Origin of the sequence: Pantoea sp. BJFS-204 (assembly GCF_049310725.1) — a bacterium.
Taxonomy (GTDB): domain Bacteria; phylum Pseudomonadota; class Gammaproteobacteria; order Enterobacterales; family Enterobacteriaceae; genus Pantoea; species Pantoea agglomerans.
Window position 1 is genome coordinate 247,830 of the sequence record NZ_JBMOWE010000005.1, and the last position, 16,129, is coordinate 263,958.

Sequence of the window (16,129 nt, forward strand, 5' to 3'; positions counted from 1 at the left end):
GCTATTTTCACGATGCTAAGGAGCCGGCATGGTTTTCACACTATTGCGCCTGATATTTCGCCTGTTATGGCGGGTCGAACTGCGTGGCGACGTCGCCGAACTGCATAAGCAGAAGGTATTGATCACGCCGAACCATATGTCGTTTCTCGACGGCATATTGCTGGCGCTATTTTTGCCGATTAAGCCGGTCTATGCGGTCTATTCGACCATCAGCGAAAGCTGGTTTATGCGGCTGGTTAAACCCTTTATCGACTATGTGCCGCTCGATCCCACCAAACCCATGGCGCTCAAACAGCTGGTCAGGCTGATCGACAGTGGCCGTCAGGTGGTGATCTTCCCGGAAGGACGCATTACCGTCACCGGATCGCTGATGAAGATCTACAGCGGGGCGGGTTTTGTCGCGGCGCGTTCGGGCGCGAATGTGGTGCCGATGCGCATTGAAGGCGCAGAGTACACGCCGTTTGGCCGTCTGGCGGGCGTGTTTAAACGTCGCCTGTTCCCGCGCATCACCCTGACGATTCTGCCCGCCACCCGCATTCCGATGCCGGAGGCGAAACGGGCGCGCGATCGGCGCGTGCTGGCCGGTGAGCATCTGCATCATGTGATGATGGAAGCGCGTATGGCGGTGCGTCCGCGTGAAACCCTGTTTGAGGCATTTCTGGCGGCGCGTACGCGTTATGGCGCGTTTAAGCGCTGCATCGAAGATGTCAATTTCAAACCCGACAGCTACAACGGACTGCTGAAGAAGGCGCTGGGCGTGGGCCGTATTCTGGAGCGCTACAGCCAGCCGCGCGAAGTGGTAGGACTGCTGCTGCCCAATACCACCGTCACGGCGGCGGCGATTTTCGGGGCATCCCTGCGCGGACGTGTTCCGGCGATGCTCAACTATACGGCGGGCGTGAACGGCATGCGGGCGGCACTGACCGCCGCGCAGATCAAAACGGTCTTCACGTCGCGCCAGTTCCTGGACAAAGGCAACCTGTGGCATCTGCCACAGGGGCTCGATGATGTGCAGTGGATCTATCTGGAAGATCTGAAAGATACCGTGACCAGTAAGGACAAACTGTGGATCGTCGCCCATCTGCTGATGCCGCATCGCGCACAGCTGCCCCAGCAGCCGGAAGACGCCGCGATGGTACTGTTTACCTCCGGCTCGGAAGGCAATCCTAAAGGGGTGGTGCATTCGCATAAAAGCCTGCTGGCGAACGTTGAACAGATCCGCACCATCGCCGACTTCACCCCGCGCGACCGCTTTATGTCGGCGCTGCCGCTGTTCCATGCGTTTGGTCTGACCGTCGGGCTGTTTACGCCGCTGATGACCGGCGCGCAGGTGTTCCTCTATCCCAGCCCGCTGCACTATCGCATCGTGCCGGAGCTGGTCTATGACCGCAACTGCACCGTACTGTTTGGCACCTCGACCTTCCTCGGCAACTACGCGCGCTTTGCCGCGCCCTATGATTTTGCCCGCCTGCGCTATGTGGTGGCGGGGGCGGAGAAGCTGCAGGAGAACACCCGTCAGCTCTACATGGAGAAGTATGGCATTCGCATTCTTGAAGGCTACGGCGTAACCGAATGCGCGCCAGTGGTCGCGATTAACGTGCCGATGGCGGCGAAGGCGCACACCGTCGGACGCATTCTGCCGGGCATGGATTCGCGGCTGATGTCGGTGCCGGGCATTGAGCAGGGCGGACGGCTGCAACTGCGCGGACCGAACGTGATGAAGGGCTATCTGCGGGTTGAGAATCCAGGCGTGCTGGAAGTGCCGGTCGCCGACGATGGCGAAGGCAATCAGGAAGCGGGCTGGTATGACACGGGTGATATCGTCAGCTTTGATGACGGCGGTTTCTGCCAGATTCAGGGGCGTGCCAAACGCTTTGCGAAGATTGCCGGTGAGATGGTGTCGCTGGAGATCGTCGAGCAGATCGCTCTGAAAGCGTCGCCGGACAAACAACATGCCGCCTCGCTGCGCCCGGATGGTCAGCGTGGTGAGGCGCTGGTGCTGTTCACCACCGACGCTGAACTGGCGCGCGACAGCCTGCAGAAAGCGGCCCGCGAGCTGGGTGCGCCAGAACTGGCGCTGCCGCGTGATATCCGGGTGATGAAGCAGTTGCCGCAGCTGGGCAGCGGTAAACCCGATTACGTCACGCTGAAAAAAATGGCGGAAGAGGAGCAGGCATGAGCCTTGATCGTAATGCGCCGCTGATGTCACGCGGCATGATCGCCGTGATTATCGCCCAGTTCTTTTCGGCCTTCGGCGATAACGCGCTGCTGTTTGCCACGCTGGCCGTGCTGAAAAGCCAGTTCTATCCCGACTGGAGTCAGCCGGTGCTGCAGATGCTCTTTGTCGCAGCCTACATTCTGCTGGCACCGTTTGTCGGTCAGGTCGCGGACAGCATGGCAAAAGGGCGGGTGATGATGCTCGCCAACAGCCTGAAGCTGCTGGGCGCGCTGGTGATCTGCTTCGGCTTCAACCCCTTCCTCGGATATACCCTGGTGGGCGCGGGCGCAGCCGCTTACTCTCCGGCTAAATATGGCATCCTCGGTGAGATCACTCACGGCGAGAAGCTGGTGAAAGCCAACGGGCTGATGGAGGGATCGACCATCGCCGCCATTCTGCTCGGCTCAGTGGCGGGTGGGATGCTGGCTGACTGGCATCTGCTGGCGGCGCTGGGGATCTGTGCGCTGACCTACGGCATTGCCGTGGTGGCCAACCTGTTTATCCCGAAACTGCAGGCGGCGCGTCCTGGTCAGAGCTGGCAGCTGGGTATGATGGTACGCAGTTTTTTCAGTGCTGCCGCGCTGCTATGGCGTGATGCGGAGACGCGCTTCTCGCTGCTCGGCACCAGCCTGTTCTGGGGCGCAGGCGTGACGCTGCGTTTTCTGCTGGTGCTGTGGGTGCCGGTGGCGCTGGGCATCAGTGACAACACCACGCCAACGACCCTGAATGCCATGGTGGCGATCGGGATTGTGATTGGGGCGGCGGCGGCGGCGAAGCTGGTGACGCTTGAAACGGTGCGTCGCTGTATGCCAGCCGGTGTGCTGATTGGTGTGATGGTCGTCGTCTTCGCGCTGCAGCATTCTCTGCTGAATGCCTATCTGGTGCTGATGCTGATTGGCGCGCTGGGCGGTTTCTTTGTGGTGCCGCTGAATGCGCTGTTGCAGGCGCGGGGCAAAGAGAGCGTCGGTTCAGGTAATGCGATTGCGGTGCAGAATCTGGGTGAGAACAGCGCCATGCTGATCATGCTGGGGCTCTATACACTGGCGATCAAGACGGGTGCACCTGCGGTGGCGACGGGCGTCGGTTTTGGCGTGCTGTTTGCGCTGGCGATAGCGCTGCTGTGGCTGTGGCGACCGGCTAAGCGTTAAGCGATTCACCGCCTCTCTCCGGGATAGCCGGAGAGAGGCGGGCGCCCTCGTTAACAATAGATGTTAACAACGGAGATTAGCGACGAAGGGCAATCGCTTCGATTTCGATCTTCACATCCTTTGGCAGACGCGCCACTTCGACACAGGAACGCGCCGGGAAGTGAGCTTCATGCTCGGTGAAAAACGCCTCATAAGCCGCATTGACCGTGGCGAAGTCATTTAAATCTTTTACGAACACCGTGGTCTTCACGATGTCGCCGACCTTCAGACCTGCTGCTTCAACAATCGCCTTCACATTTTCCAGTGACTGACGCGCCTGTGCGGCAACGTCATCCGCCACCTGGCCGGTCGCCGGATCCACCGGGATCTGGCCAGAGGTGATGATCATGCTGCCCAGATCGACACCCTGAACATAGGGGCCGATAGCGGCAGGGGCTTTTTCAGTACTGATTTCACGAGACATCATTGCTCCTTTGATTACGTCGTCAGGCGGCGATGCCGCCGGTGTTGCCCATTATAAGGTCGGGCAGGGCGATTACCAGTGACCCAGCACCACATGGCGGGCGAACTCTTTTTCGCAATATTTGCACTTCAGATGCACATCGTCGGCGCGCTGCTTCACGGCAAAGCTGGAGAAGACCGGCTCGCTGCGGCTGATGCAGTTGCTGTTGGGGCAGGTCAGTACCCGTTCAACGTGGTCCGGCAGCGTCGGGGCGATCTTAGCAACTACTTCATAGTCGTCGATGCGGTTGACCGTGGCATGGGGCGCATAGACCGCCAGCTGATTCACCTGATCGTCGGTGAGAAAGGTGTTCTCAATCTTGATCAGATCTTTGCGGCCCATCTCGCCCGAGGGCAGATTCAGGCCAATGGTAATGCGCTGATCGGTTTCGGTCAGCCGGAACAGAGAGAGCAATTTAAAGCCGATCTGCGCCGGAATATGGTCGATGACCGTGCCGCGTTTGATCGCTTCGACCTGCAGTTTGTTGTCCTGCGTCATGGGGGTATCTCCTTACAGGGCGAGTTCGCTGTTTAAAACCAGTGCCAGCAGAGCCTGGCGCGCATAGATGCCGTTACCCGCCTGCTGGAAATACCAGGCATACGGGGTTTTGTCGACATCGGTGGTGATTTCGTCGATGCGCGGCAGCGGGTGCAGCACCTTCATATTGTCGCGCGCCGTAGCGAGATCGGCGGCGCGCAGAATGAACTGCGCTTTGACGTTGGCATATTCTGACGGATCAAGCCGCTCTTTCTGCACCCGCGTCATGTAGAGGATATCGAGCTGCGGCATCACCTCTTCAAAGCTGTCGTGACGTGACCAGCTGATATTCTTCTCATCCAGCATGTCGGTGATATAGGCCGGCATCGCCAGCGCATCGGGCGCGATAAAGAAGAAGCGGTTGCCGTCAAACTTCGCCAGCGCCTGGGTCAGGGAGTGGACGGTGCGGCCATACTTCAGGTCGCCGACCATCGCCACATTCAGCTGATTAAGACGGCTCTGCGTCTCCTGAATGGTGAAGAGATCAAGCAGCGTCTGGGTCGGATGCTGGTTCGCGCCGTCACCGGCGTTGAGAATCGGGATGCCGCCGGAGAACTCGGTCGCCAGCCGCGCCGCGCCTTCCTGCGGGTGACGCATCACGATCGCATCGACGTAGGTGCTAATCACTGAAATGGTGTCGGCCAGGGTTTCGCCCTTTTTGCCCAGCGACGTATTACTGCCGTCAGCAAAGCCCACCGCTGACGCGCCGAGGCGATGAATGGCGGTTTCAAACGACAGGCGGGTACGGGTCGACGCCTCAAAGAAGCAGCTGGCGATAACCTTGTGCTTCAGCAGTTCCGGCTGCGGGTGGGCTTTCAGCTTTGCGGCGGTGTGCAACGCCAGTTCCAGCTCTTCACGACTGAGGTCGTTAATTGAAATAATGTGTTTGCGATATAGCGGGTTAGCCATAGCTTTCTCCTCTGCGCGGCCGGATTGCGGACAAAAAAAAGCCCCTGCTTAAGGGGCTTTTTTAAGATCGGGTCGATGACCGAAAGAAACAGTAGCACCGCCTGCGGTCAGGCGTGATTGAGCGTCAAATTGTCCGCTGTGCTGTAGCATATTTCCTCCGGCAAATTGGGCCGCATTATACCCGTTCGCGGTGGGGCAGCAAGAGGAAAACGTTTGCGCCTGCCTGGCCGATCGGTGTCCAGGCCAGATCCGGCGGATGAATAGGCCGGTATGAGCGGGCGCGACTCAGCGTCCTCAGCCGCGCGATGCTGGTCGGTCAGCGCTGGCCCAGCGTGGCCACCATTACCGCTTTAATCGTGTGCATCCGGTTCTCAGCCTGGTCGAACACAATGCTGTGTGGTGACTCAAATACCTCGTTGCTCACTTCCATGCCGTTGGGCAGATCGTACTGCTCTGCCATCTGCTGGCCCAGCGTGGTCTGATCGTCGTGGAAGGCGGGCAGACAGTGCAGGAATTTAACCTGCGGGTTGCCGGTCAGATCGAGCATCGCCCGGTTCACCTGATAGTCACGCAGCAGCGCGATACGCTCGGCCCACACCGCTTTGGCTTCGCCCATCGACACCCAGACATCGGTGTAGATAAAGTCAGCGCCTTTCACGCCGTCGGCAATATGTTCGGTGAGGGTAATTTTCCCGCCGGTCTGCTGCGCGGCTTCACGGCACTGCGCCACCAGTTGCTCCTCTGGCCAGCAGCTCTTTGGTGCCACCAGACGCAGATCCAGCCCCACCTGTGCGGCGGCTTCCAGCATGGTGTTGCCCATGTTGTTGCGCGCATCACCTACATAAACCAGCGTCATCTCGCTGAGTTTTTTGCCCGGCAGATGCTCCTGCATGGTCAGCAGGTCGGCCAGCAGCTGGGTCGGATGAAACTCGGTGGTCAGGCCGTTCCACACCGGCACACCGGCATGTTCCGCCAGCGTTTCCACCAGTTCCTGACCGTAACCGCGATACTGAATGCCATCATACATCCGGCCCAGCACCCGCGCGGTGTCGCGCATCGACTCTTTATGGCCGATCTGGCTGCCACTCGGGCCAAGATAGGTGACGTTCGCACCCTGATCGTAAGCGGCAACTTCGAAAGAGCATCGGGTGCGGGTCGAGTCTTTTTCGAAGATGAGCGCGATGTTTTTACCTTTCAGATGCTGCACTTCCTGGGCGCTTTTTTTCGCCCGTTTCAATTCAGCGGAAAGGGTAAGCAGGTGATCAATCTCGGCGGGCGTAAAATCCAGAAGCCTGAGGAAATGGCGCTGATACAGCTGACTCATACAACACTCCGGTAATCATTAAAGTGAATTAAAATTCAATCTAACCGTATGAATATGCATTTTCAAGTGCGGGGCTAATAAACTTTTCGTTTTGTGTAGTGGCGCGACGGGCAGTATGGGAAAATAATTGATTATTGCCGAACTCAGAGAGGATATCGTCATGGCATATGAAGCATTACTGGAAGAGCAGCAGGAAGAGACGCGGCAGATTATTGAAGAGCTGCTGGAGGATGGCAGCGATCCTGATGCGCTCTATACCATCGAGCACCATCTCTCATGCAATAATTTTGATTCGCTGGAAAAAGCGGCCGTTGATGCGTTCAAGCTGGGTTATGAAGTGACCGAGCCGGAAGAGCTGGAGCTGGAAGATGGCACCACCGTGATGTGCGTCGACATCATCAGCGAATCCGCCCTGAAGCCTGAACTGATCGATGTGCAGGTTGAGCAGCTGGTGAACCTGATTGGTAAGTACAACGTCGATTACGACGGCTGGGGCACCTATTTCGAAGATCCCGATGCCGAAGATGAAGATGACGACGCCATCGAAGATGAAGATGATGATGGTATTCGCCACTAAGTAGCCGGGGCGGAGAGTTCTCCGCCTGTCACCCCTGCCACCTGTTTTAACATCATGAACTACGCACCCTTACTTGAACCGATCTATCAGTTTCTGCACTGCCGCACGCCACAGGCCTGGATTGATGAGGCGCGCAAGCCGGAAAATCTGACCCTGCTGTTAACCGACCATCTGGTGTGCGAACTGAAAGCCGCGCAGACCGCGGTGTGGTTGATCCGCAAATATGTTGCCGACAAACCCAGTGGCGACGCCATTCTGGCGTGGCTGAAACCTTATGAAGATTTTATCTTCCGCGAAGATGGCGACAGCGACTTTATCAACGCCCATAAGAACCTGACAAAACGTATCATCGTGCGCAATGCGCTGCCGTGGGCGGATGAGCTGGTGGAGAAGATGGTGCTGCTGATTAAAGAGGAGCTGCATCACTTCTATCAGGTGTGGGAAATTATGCAGTCGCGCGGGCTGGTCTATCAGAAGATTACCTCCAGCCGCTATGCCAAATCGCTGCTGCGCGAAGTCACCACCCATGAACCGGAAACGCTGGTGGATAAGCTGATATGCGGCGCTTACATCGAGGCGCGCTCCTGCGAACGTTTCGCCAGTCTGGCACCTTATCTTGATGACGAACTGGCGAAGTTCTATCTGTCGCTGTTGCGCTCAGAGGCGCGGCATTATCAGGACTATTTAACCCTGGCGGCGCAGATTGCCACCAGAGACATCACGCCGCGGGTGCAGGTGATTGGGGCAACAGAAGGGCGGTTAATCAGCGAACCCGACAACGAATTACGCTTTCACAGCGGCGTACCGGCGTTCTGATTCGGACGCGTTTACGGAATCCGCCCCTGTTTCACAATGGCTTCAGCATGCGCACTTCGCAGTCGACATGGCCGGTGCAGCCCATCGCGCTGTTGATATGCTCAAAGCCCAGTGACTCATAAAGTTTAATGGCCCGCGTCAGGCTGGCGGTGGTTTCCAGATAGCAGCGACGGAAGCCGTGACTGCGTGCATGTTCTATCGCCCGCAATGCCAGTTCGCGAGCCAGACCCTGACCGCGTACCTCTGGCAGAAAGTACATCTTTTGCAGTTCGCAGATATCGGGCGCGCTGCAGGCGAGCGGCGCAACACCGCCGCCGCCGACCACCTTGCCCTGATACTCAACAATCCAGTAGGCGCTCTGTTCGGCACTGTAGAGCTCAAACAGCTGGTCGAGCTGCGGATCGGAAACGGTGTAGCCCTTGTCAGCCGTCAGGCCGAACTCCGCGGAAACGTCGCGGATCACCTGGGCGATATGCGGATTATCGGCGGCAGTAATCGGCCGCACCTGGAGGTCAATAAGCGGGGTGGCGCTGGTCGTCATCATCTCTTCCGGATTTGTACGAGGTCAATAAAAAAGCCGGGCAAGCCCGGCTTTATGAATAAGCTGTCAGCTAAGACGCTTACAATGCCGCAATGACCGCCTGCTGTTCAATCAGTTTTGTTTTTGATTGTTGCAGGTCCGCTACGCGTTCGCGCTCTTTCGCCACCACCGCTTCCGGGGCGCGCGAAACAAAGCCTTCGTTCGCCAGCTTGGTCTCGATCTTCTCGATTTCCACATCCAGCTTAACCAGCTCTTTCGCCAGACGCTCCAGCTCAGCGGTTTTATCCACCAGATCCGCCATCGGGATCAACAGCTCTGCGCCTTCAACCAGTTTGGTCACCGACACCGGACCTTTCTCGCCCGCAGGCAGAATGGTCAGGCTTTCCAGACGCGCCAGGCGCGACAGGAAGTTGCGGTTAGCTTCAACGCGACGCAGTGCCGCAGGCGAGCAGTCACGCAGCAGCACATCCAGCGGCTTGCTCAGTGCGATATTCATCTCGGCACGGATATTACGCACCGCCACGATCGCCTGTTTCATCCACTCAATGTCCGCTTTCGCTTCGGCATCTTCTTTCGCCGCATCGTACTGCGGGAAAGGCTGCAGCATGATGGTGTCGTCGCTGATATTTTTCAGCCCCTTCACGCGCTGCCAGATGGTTTCAGTGATAAACGGAATGATCGGATGCGCCAGACGCAGCAGCGCTTCCAGCACGTGAACCAGCGTATGACGGGTGCCACGCAGTTCAGATTCACTGCCGCTGTTCATGACCGGCTTGGTCAGCTCCAGATACCAGTCGCAGAACTGGTTCCAGGTGAAGTCATACAGCAGGTTAGCCGCGATATCGAAACGGTAGCTATCCAGCGCTTCACGGTACGCTTTCACCGTGTTGTTGAACTCGGTCAGGATCCAGCGATCTGCCAGCGACAGCGTCATTTCGCCGCCATTCTGTCCGCAATCCTGCTCTTCGGTGTTCATCAGCACAAAGCGGCTGGCGTTCCACAGCTTGTTACAGAAGTTGCGATAGCCTTCCAGGCGCTTCATGTCCCAGTTGATGTCGCGACCGGTAGAGGCCAGCGCCGCCAGGGTGAAACGCAGCGCATCGGTGCCTGATGGCTCGATGCCGTCCGGGAACTGCTTCTCGGTACGTTTGCGGATTTTCTCCGCCAGCTGTGGCTGCATCATGTTGCCGGTGCGTTTTTCCAGCAGTGCTTCCAGTGAAATGCCGTCGACCATATCCAGCGGGTCAATCACGTTGCCCTTGGATTTCGACATCTTCTGACCTTCTTCATCACGGATCAGACCGGTCATGTAGACGGTTTTAAACGGTACCTGTGGTTTGCCGTTTTCATCTTTGATGAAGTGCATGGTCAGCATGATCATGCGGGCAATCCAGAAGAAGATGATGTCGAAGCCGCTGACCAGCACGCTGGTCGGATGGAAAGTACGCAGCGCTTCGGTGTTTTCCGGCCAGCCCAGGGTGGAGAAGGTCCACAGACCTGAGGAGAACCAGGTATCCAGCACGTCATCATCCTGACGCAGCGCCACATCGGCGGCCAGGTTGTTCTCAGCGCGCACTTCGTCTTCGGTGCGGCCGACGTAGACGTTACCGTTGTCGTCATACCACGCCGGGATGCGGTGACCCCACCAGAGCTGACGGGAGATACACCAGTCCTGAATATCGCGCATCCAGGAGAAGTACATGTTTTCGTACTGCTTCGGTACAAACTGGATGTCGCCGTTTTCAACGGCTTCAACCGCGACTTTCGCCAGCGGTGCGGTACGCACATACCACTGATCAGTCAGCATCGGCTCGATAACCACGCCGCCACGGTCGCCGTAGGGCACGGTCAGATCGTGGGGTTTGATCTCTTCAAGCAGGCCGAGTTCATCGACAGCGGCAACAATCGCTTTACGCGCCGCGAAGCGTTCCATGTTCTGGAAAGCCGCCGGGATCTCATCGGAACAGGCATCGCTGGCTTCGCCATTGGTGTCATACACCTGAGCACGGTCGCGGATATCGCCGTCGAAGGTCAGGATGTTGATCATCGGCAGTTTGTGACGACGGCCGACTTCGTAGTCGTTGAAGTCATGCGCCGGGGTGATCTTGACGCAGCCGGTGCCTTTTTCCATGTCGGCATGTTCGTCGCCAACGATAGGGATAAGACGGCCAACCAGCGGCAGCATCACAAATTTGCCGATCAGATCTTTGTAACGTGGATCTTCCGGGTTAACGGCGACGCCGGTATCGCCCAGCAGGGTTTCCGGACGCGTGGTGGCGACCACCAGATAATCTTTACCGTCGGCGGTTTTTGCGCCGTCAGCCAGTGGATAGCGGATATGCCACATCGAGCCTTTGCTCTCGCGGTTTTCCACTTCCAGGTCGGAGATTGCGGTACGCAGTTTTGGATCCCAGTTCACCAGGCGTTTGCCACGGTAGATCAGGTTCTCTTTATAGAGGCGAACAAACACCTCTTTCACGGCGTTGGAAAGGCCGTCGTCCATGGTGAAGCGCTCGCGCTCCCAGTCGACGGAGTTGCCCAGACGGCGCATCTGGCGGGTAATGGTGCCGCCGGATTCTGCTTTCCACTGCCAGATTTTGTCGATGAACGCATCACGGCCATAGTCCTGGCGCGTCTTGCCCTCTTCAGCCGCAATTTTGCGCTCAACCACCATCTGCGTGGCGATGCCCGCGTGGTCAGTACCTGCCTGCCACAGGGTATTTTTCCCCTGCATGCGCTGGTAACGGATCATGGTGTCCATGATGGTTTGCTGGAAGGCGTGACCCATGTGCAAGCTACCGGTGACGTTCGGCGGCGGGATCATGATGCAAAAGCTTTCCTGGCTGGTATCGCCATTCGGTTTGAAGTAGCCCTGCTTTTCCCAATGCTCGTAAAGCGGCTGCTCGATATCTTGCGGGTTATATGTCTTTTCCATTTCTGCTATGTCGTTTGCGGCTGTGGTGGCGCTGCCGTATTCAATTGGAATCCAACGCTGCGATACGCTTTATAGCGGTCGCGCGCCAGTTGTTTGAGCGTGTCTTCGTAAGGAACGAAGTCTATCACTTCATGGAAAGCAGTAGCAAAATCTGCGAAGTGGGGCAGCAGGCTAATCAGCAGGTCACGCGGTGAACTGCCGCGACGCTGTGGCCAGGCCAGCTCAACCGGCGCACCGTAGCGCGGGCCTTCACCCGCCAGGTTATGCGGCACGAAGGCGTTTGCCGGTCGTTGCCACAGCGCTTCGTCAAGTCGAATGGCTTGCTGTTCATCTTCGCAGGCGATCAACACCCGCTTTCCGGCCCGCCAGCGTGTTTCCGCCAGATTGCACACCAGCGCTTCAACGGCGCTAAGGCCATCGCTCGTTGCATCGGTTTCCAGCACGTAGAAGGTTGCGTTTTTCATCGGTTTGCTCATCAGAAGATCAAGGGCGGAATGATATCCGCCCTTGCTGTCAGAAAAGAGGGCGCTTAATCGTCGCCGTTCAATCCTGCCCGATTCAACAGAAATTGCGACAGCATCGGCACCGGACGTCCGGTGGCGCCTTTGGCCTTGCCGGAGCGCCAGGCGGTACCGGCGATATCCAGGTGTGCCCAGTTATATTTGCGGGCAAAGCGTGCCAGGAAGCAGGCGGCGGTAATCGCGCCGCCGGGACGGCCACCAATGTTCGCCATATCGGCAAAGTTGGACTCCAGTTGCTCCTGGAACTCATCCGCCATTGGCAGACGCCAGGCGCGATCGCCTGACTGCTCCGAGGCGCTGATCAGCTCATGCGCCAGCGGATTGTGGTTCGACAGCAGGCCGCTGATGTGATGACCCAGCGCAATCACGCAGGCACCGGTCAGCGTCGCCACGTCAATCACCACTTCCGGATCGAAACGTTCAACATAGGTCAGCGCATCGCACAGGACCAGGCGACCTTCGGCGTCGGTGTTCAGCACCTCAACCGTCTGGCCAGACATGGTGGTCAGCACGTCGCCTGGACGCATCGACCGGCCATCCGGCATGTTTTCACAGCCTGCCAGCACGCCGACTACGTTCAGCGGCAGATTCAGCTCTGCCACCATACGCATCACGCCATAGACGGCGGCCGCGCCGCACATGTCATACTTCATTTCGTCCATGCTGTCGGCAGGCTTGATGGAGATGCCGCCGGAGTCAAAGGTCAGCCCTTTGCCCACCAGCACAATCGGACGTGCTTCCGCATCCGGATTGCCTTTGTATTCAATTACCGACATCAGCGATTCGTTTTGCGATCCGGCCCCGACAGCGAGATAGGCGTTCATGCCCAGCTCTTTCATCTGCTGTTCGCCGATGACGCGGGTGGTGACATTTTTGCTGAAGGCATCCGCCAGCTGACGCGCCTGTGACGCCAGATAGGCGGCGTTACAGATATTAGGTGGCATGTTGCCGAGATCTTTAGCCGCTTTCATACCGGCTGCGACCGCTAATCCATGCTGGATAGCCCGTTCGCCGCTGGTCAGTTCACGGCGGGTCGGCACATTAAAGACCAGCTTGCGCAGCGGACGACGTGGCTCCGCTTTGTTACTTTTCAGCTGGTCAAAGTTGTAGAGCGCCTCTTTTGAGGTCTCTACTGCCTGACGCACTTTCCAGTAGGTGTTGCGGCCTTTGACATGCAGCTCGGTCAGGAAGCAGACCGCTTCCATTGAGCCGGTGTCGTTGAGCGTGTTAATGGTTTTCTGAATGACCTGCTTGTACTGGCGTTCATCCAGCTCACGCTCTTTACCGCAGCCAATCAGCAGAATACGCTCGGACAGGATATTTGGCACATGATGCAGCAGCAGTGTCTGGCCCACTTTTCCTTCCAGCTCGCCGCGGCGCAGCAGGGCGCTGATGTAGCCGTCGCTGATTTTATCCAGCTGCTCGGCAATCGGTGACAGACGACGCGGTTCGAAAACGCCAACGACAATGCAGGCACTGCGCTGTTTTTCCGGGCTTCCGCTTTTTACACTGAACTCCATGCACTCTCCTGAATCTTAAAGACAACGGCCGCTGCTGCCGCTAGAATGTAGCGCGCTCATGACCCATTTATTCATCGTCGCAGCATGACATTCTGCTGCTGGAGGTCATAATGAATCAGGGTGACAAGATGTTGTTTTTTCACCACCCGGACGCGTTTTTCATACAAATTTAGCTACGGCGACGGCCATTGATGAAGAAAAATGGCTGATAAGCGTTGAAACTAGCGATTTTCCTGCAAAAAGACAAGTTTTCACAGGCGTACTAAGCGTGATCATCATTAGATATCTGGTTCGGGAAACGCTCAAAAGCCAGCTGGCTATCCTGTTTATCCTGCTACTCATCTTCTTTTGTCAGAAGTTAGTCAGGATCCTGGGTGCCGCGGTGGATGGCGAAGTGCCGACAAACCTCGTTCTGACCTTGTTAGGACTCGGTGTGCCTCAAATGGCACAACTTATACTGCCCTTAAGTCTGTTTCTGGCGATCCTGATGACGCTGGGGCGGCTCTACACGGAAAGTGAAATTACCGTGATGCACGCCTGCGGCCTGAGTAAGGCCGTCCTGGTAAAAGCGGCGATGGTTCTGATGCTGTTTACCTCGATAGTGGCGGCCGTGAACGTCATCTGGCTGGGGCCGTGGTCATCCCGCTATCAGGATGAGGTGACGCAGAACGCCAAAGCGAACCCGGGTGCGGCAGCAATGGCCGCCGGACAGTTCCAGACCTCCAGCGACGGCAGCGCCGTGCTGTTTGTCGAGGATGTGAAGGGCAACAACTTTGGTAACGTGTTCCTGGCGCAGTTACGGCCAAAGGGCAACGCGCGGCCTTCAGTGGTGCTGGCTGACAGCGGTCACATGGAGCAGCATAAAGATGGCTCGCAGGTGGTGACGCTGGATAAAGGCACCCGTTTTGAGGGCACCGCTCTGCTGCGTGATTTCCGTATCACCGACTTCACCAATTATCAGGCAATCGTAGGCTATAAAGCGGCAACGCTCGATCCTAACGATGCAGAACAGGCAAGCCTGACCGACCTGTTCGCGAATAAGACACCTGAGTTTCAGGCCGAGCTGCACTGGCGTCTGACGCTGGTGTTCTCGGTGCTGGTGATGGCGCTGATGGTGGTGCCGCTCAGCGTGGTGAACCCACGCCAGGGGCGCGTGCTGTCGATGCTGCCCGCCATGATGCTCTATCTGATTTTCTTCCTGTTGCAGAGCTCGCTGAAGTCGAGCGGCGCGAAAGGGCGGCTCGATCCGGCGCTCTGGATGTGGGTGGTGAATATCAGCTATCTGGTGCTGGCGGTGCTCCTTAACCTGTGGGATACGGTGCCGATGCGTCGGATTCGCGCCCGCTTTACCCGCGGAGGGTCGGTCTGATGTTTCGCGTACTTGACCGCTATATCGGTAAAACCATTTTCAATACCATTATGCTGACGCTGTTCATGCTGGTGTCGCTTTCCGGCATCATCAAGTTCGTCGATCAGCTGCGCAAGACCGGCCAGGGCAGCTACAACGCGCTGAGCGCCGGTTACTACACCCTGCTTAGCGTACCCAAAGATATTGAGATCTTTTTCCCGATGGCGGCCCTGTTGGGCGCGCTGCTGGGACTGGGCGCGCTGGCGCAGCGCAGTGAACTGGTGGTGATGCAGGCGGCGGGCTTTACCCGCATGCAGGTTGCGCTGTCAGTGATGAAAACAGCGATTCCGCTGGTGTTGCTGACCATGGCGATTGGCGAGTTTGTTGCGCCGTCGGGCGAGCAGATGGCGCGTAACTACCGGGCGCAGCAGCTTTATGGCGGTGCGCTGGTCTCAACACAGAACGGTCTGTGGGCGAAAGATGGCAATAGCTTTATCTTTATCGAGCGCATTAAAGGCGACAACGAAATTGATGGCGTGAGCATCTACAGTTTTAACGATCAGCGTCGTCTGCAGAGTGTGCGTTACGCGGCGACGGCGACCTGGGATGCGGCTAAGAAGCGCTGGATACTGTCTCAGGTTGATGAGTCTAATCTCACCGATCCTAAGCAGATTACCGGTTCACAGAGCCTGAGTGGCGAGTGGAAAACGAATCTGACGCCGGATAAGCTGGGTGTGGTTGCGCTGGATCCAGACGCGTTATCGATTCGCGGTCTGCATAGCTACAGCAAATATCTGAAGCAGAGCGGCCAGGAATCGGGACGTTATCAGCTGAATATGTGGAGCAAAATCTTCCAGCCGTTGTCGGTGGCGGTGATGATGCTGATGGCGCTGTCGTTTATCTTTGGTCCGCTGCGTAGCGTGTCGATGGGTGTGCGTGTCGTAACCGGTATCAGCTTTGGCTTCCTGTTCTACGTGCTGGACCAGATTTTCGGTCCGCTGAGCCTGGTTTACGGTCTGCCGCCGATTCTGGGAGCGATTCTGCCGAGTTTTGCGTTCTTCGCTATCAGTATGTTTATGTTGATTAAGCGGCGCTAAGCGCAATGAATGCAGTAGAAGAAAAGGCCGCGCAAGCGGCCTTTTTTGTGACCGGTGTTCAGGCTCAGAGCAGGCTCCCATCGCTTTACGTTTAGCCGTCGTCTGGAAGAGTCGGTTTCAGCGCGGGGAGCGGCTT

The 16,129-nt window shown here is 57.4% G+C and carries 14 protein-coding genes; 6 read left to right on the forward strand and 8 right to left on the reverse strand.

Annotation, left to right across the window (positions count from 1 at the left end):
- The first annotated feature begins 28 nt into the window (after positions 1-28).
- Both aas and lplT read left to right on the forward strand, forming a co-directional pair.
- Positions 29-2,179: a bifunctional acyl-ACP--phospholipid O-acyltransferase/long-chain-fatty-acid--ACP ligase gene (gene aas / locus ACO6VX_RS15830; RefSeq protein ID WP_422458198.1), complete on the forward strand. Its 2,151-nt coding sequence runs from the start codon at positions 29-31 to the stop codon at positions 2,177-2,179.
- Entirely contained in the window at positions 2,176-3,366 is a 1,191-nt protein-coding gene (gene lplT / locus ACO6VX_RS15835; RefSeq protein ID WP_422458199.1) for a lysophospholipid transporter LplT, read from the forward strand. Before aas ends, lplT begins: the two co-directional genes overlap by 4 nt.
- 76 nt (positions 3,367-3,442) lie before the next feature.
- On the opposite strand, the gene ridA is transcribed toward lplT, so the two are convergent.
- From ridA to argF, 4 genes are all read right to left on the reverse strand, one after another.
- Entirely contained in the window at positions 3,443-3,829 is a 387-nt protein-coding gene (gene ridA, locus ACO6VX_RS15840; protein WP_010251687.1) for a 2-iminobutanoate/2-iminopropanoate deaminase, read from the reverse strand.
- Positions 3,830-3,901: 72 nt separating this feature from the next.
- Positions 3,902-4,366: an aspartate carbamoyltransferase regulatory subunit gene (gene pyrI / locus ACO6VX_RS15845; protein WP_010251684.1), complete on the reverse strand. Its 465-nt coding sequence runs from the start codon at positions 4,364-4,366 to the stop codon at positions 3,902-3,904.
- 12 nt (positions 4,367-4,378) lie between these two features.
- Positions 4,379-5,314 carry an aspartate carbamoyltransferase gene (gene pyrB / locus ACO6VX_RS15850; RefSeq protein ID WP_010251681.1) on the reverse strand — a complete coding sequence of 312 codons (936 nt, stop codon included), beginning with the start codon at positions 5,312-5,314 and terminating at the stop codon, positions 4,379-4,381.
- Positions 5,315-5,630: 316 nt separating this feature from the next.
- Positions 5,631-6,638 (reverse strand): ornithine carbamoyltransferase, encoded by a 1,008-nt coding sequence (gene argF, locus ACO6VX_RS15855; protein ID WP_061901816.1) that lies wholly within the window; start codon positions 6,636-6,638, stop codon positions 5,631-5,633.
- Between the two features lie 160 nt (positions 6,639-6,798).
- Between argF and rraB the strand changes: the two genes are divergently transcribed.
- Complete coding sequence (gene rraB, locus ACO6VX_RS15860; protein WP_010251675.1) at positions 6,799-7,215, forward strand: ribonuclease E inhibitor RraB; 417 nt, start codon at positions 6,799-6,801, stop codon at positions 7,213-7,215.
- 54 nt (positions 7,216-7,269) lie between these two features.
- Positions 7,270-8,031 carry a tRNA isopentenyl-2-thiomethyl-A-37 hydroxylase MiaE gene (gene miaE, locus ACO6VX_RS15865; protein ID WP_010671789.1) on the forward strand — a complete coding sequence of 254 codons (762 nt, stop codon included), beginning with the start codon at positions 7,270-7,272 and terminating at the stop codon, positions 8,029-8,031.
- Between the two features lie 31 nt (positions 8,032-8,062).
- Here miaE and ACO6VX_RS15870 read toward each other — a convergent pair whose 3' ends face one another.
- The 4 genes from ACO6VX_RS15870 to pepA form a co-directional block, all read right to left on the reverse strand.
- Entirely contained in the window at positions 8,063-8,572 is a 510-nt protein-coding gene (locus ACO6VX_RS15870) for a GNAT family N-acetyltransferase (protein WP_346545680.1), read from the reverse strand.
- Positions 8,573-8,651: 79 nt separating this feature from the next.
- Complete coding sequence (locus tag ACO6VX_RS15875; RefSeq protein WP_010251660.1) at positions 8,652-11,507, reverse strand: valine--tRNA ligase; 2,856 nt, start codon at positions 11,505-11,507, stop codon at positions 8,652-8,654.
- Positions 11,508-11,512: 5 nt separating this feature from the next.
- Positions 11,513-11,971, reverse strand: a complete 459-nt coding sequence (locus ACO6VX_RS15880; protein WP_010251657.1) for a DNA polymerase III subunit chi — start codon at positions 11,969-11,971, stop codon at positions 11,513-11,515.
- A gap of 65 nt (positions 11,972-12,036) precedes the next feature.
- Positions 12,037-13,548 (reverse strand): leucyl aminopeptidase, encoded by a 1,512-nt coding sequence (gene pepA, locus ACO6VX_RS15885; protein ID WP_010251654.1) that lies wholly within the window; start codon positions 13,546-13,548, stop codon positions 12,037-12,039.
- Positions 13,549-13,816: 268 nt separating this feature from the next.
- On the opposite strand from pepA, the gene lptF reads away from it, so the two are divergent.
- Both lptF and lptG read left to right on the forward strand, forming a co-directional pair.
- The gene (gene lptF, locus ACO6VX_RS15890) at positions 13,817-14,917 is read left to right on the forward strand and encodes an LPS export ABC transporter permease LptF (protein WP_010251651.1); all 1,101 of its coding nucleotides are present in this window, start codon (positions 13,817-13,819) and stop codon (positions 14,915-14,917) included.
- Positions 14,917-15,993 (forward strand): LPS export ABC transporter permease LptG, encoded by a 1,077-nt coding sequence (gene lptG, locus ACO6VX_RS15895; protein WP_010251648.1) that lies wholly within the window; start codon positions 14,917-14,919, stop codon positions 15,991-15,993. The genes lptF and lptG overlap by 1 nt, the downstream gene beginning before the upstream one ends.
- The last annotated feature ends 136 nt before the right edge of the window (positions 15,994-16,129 follow it).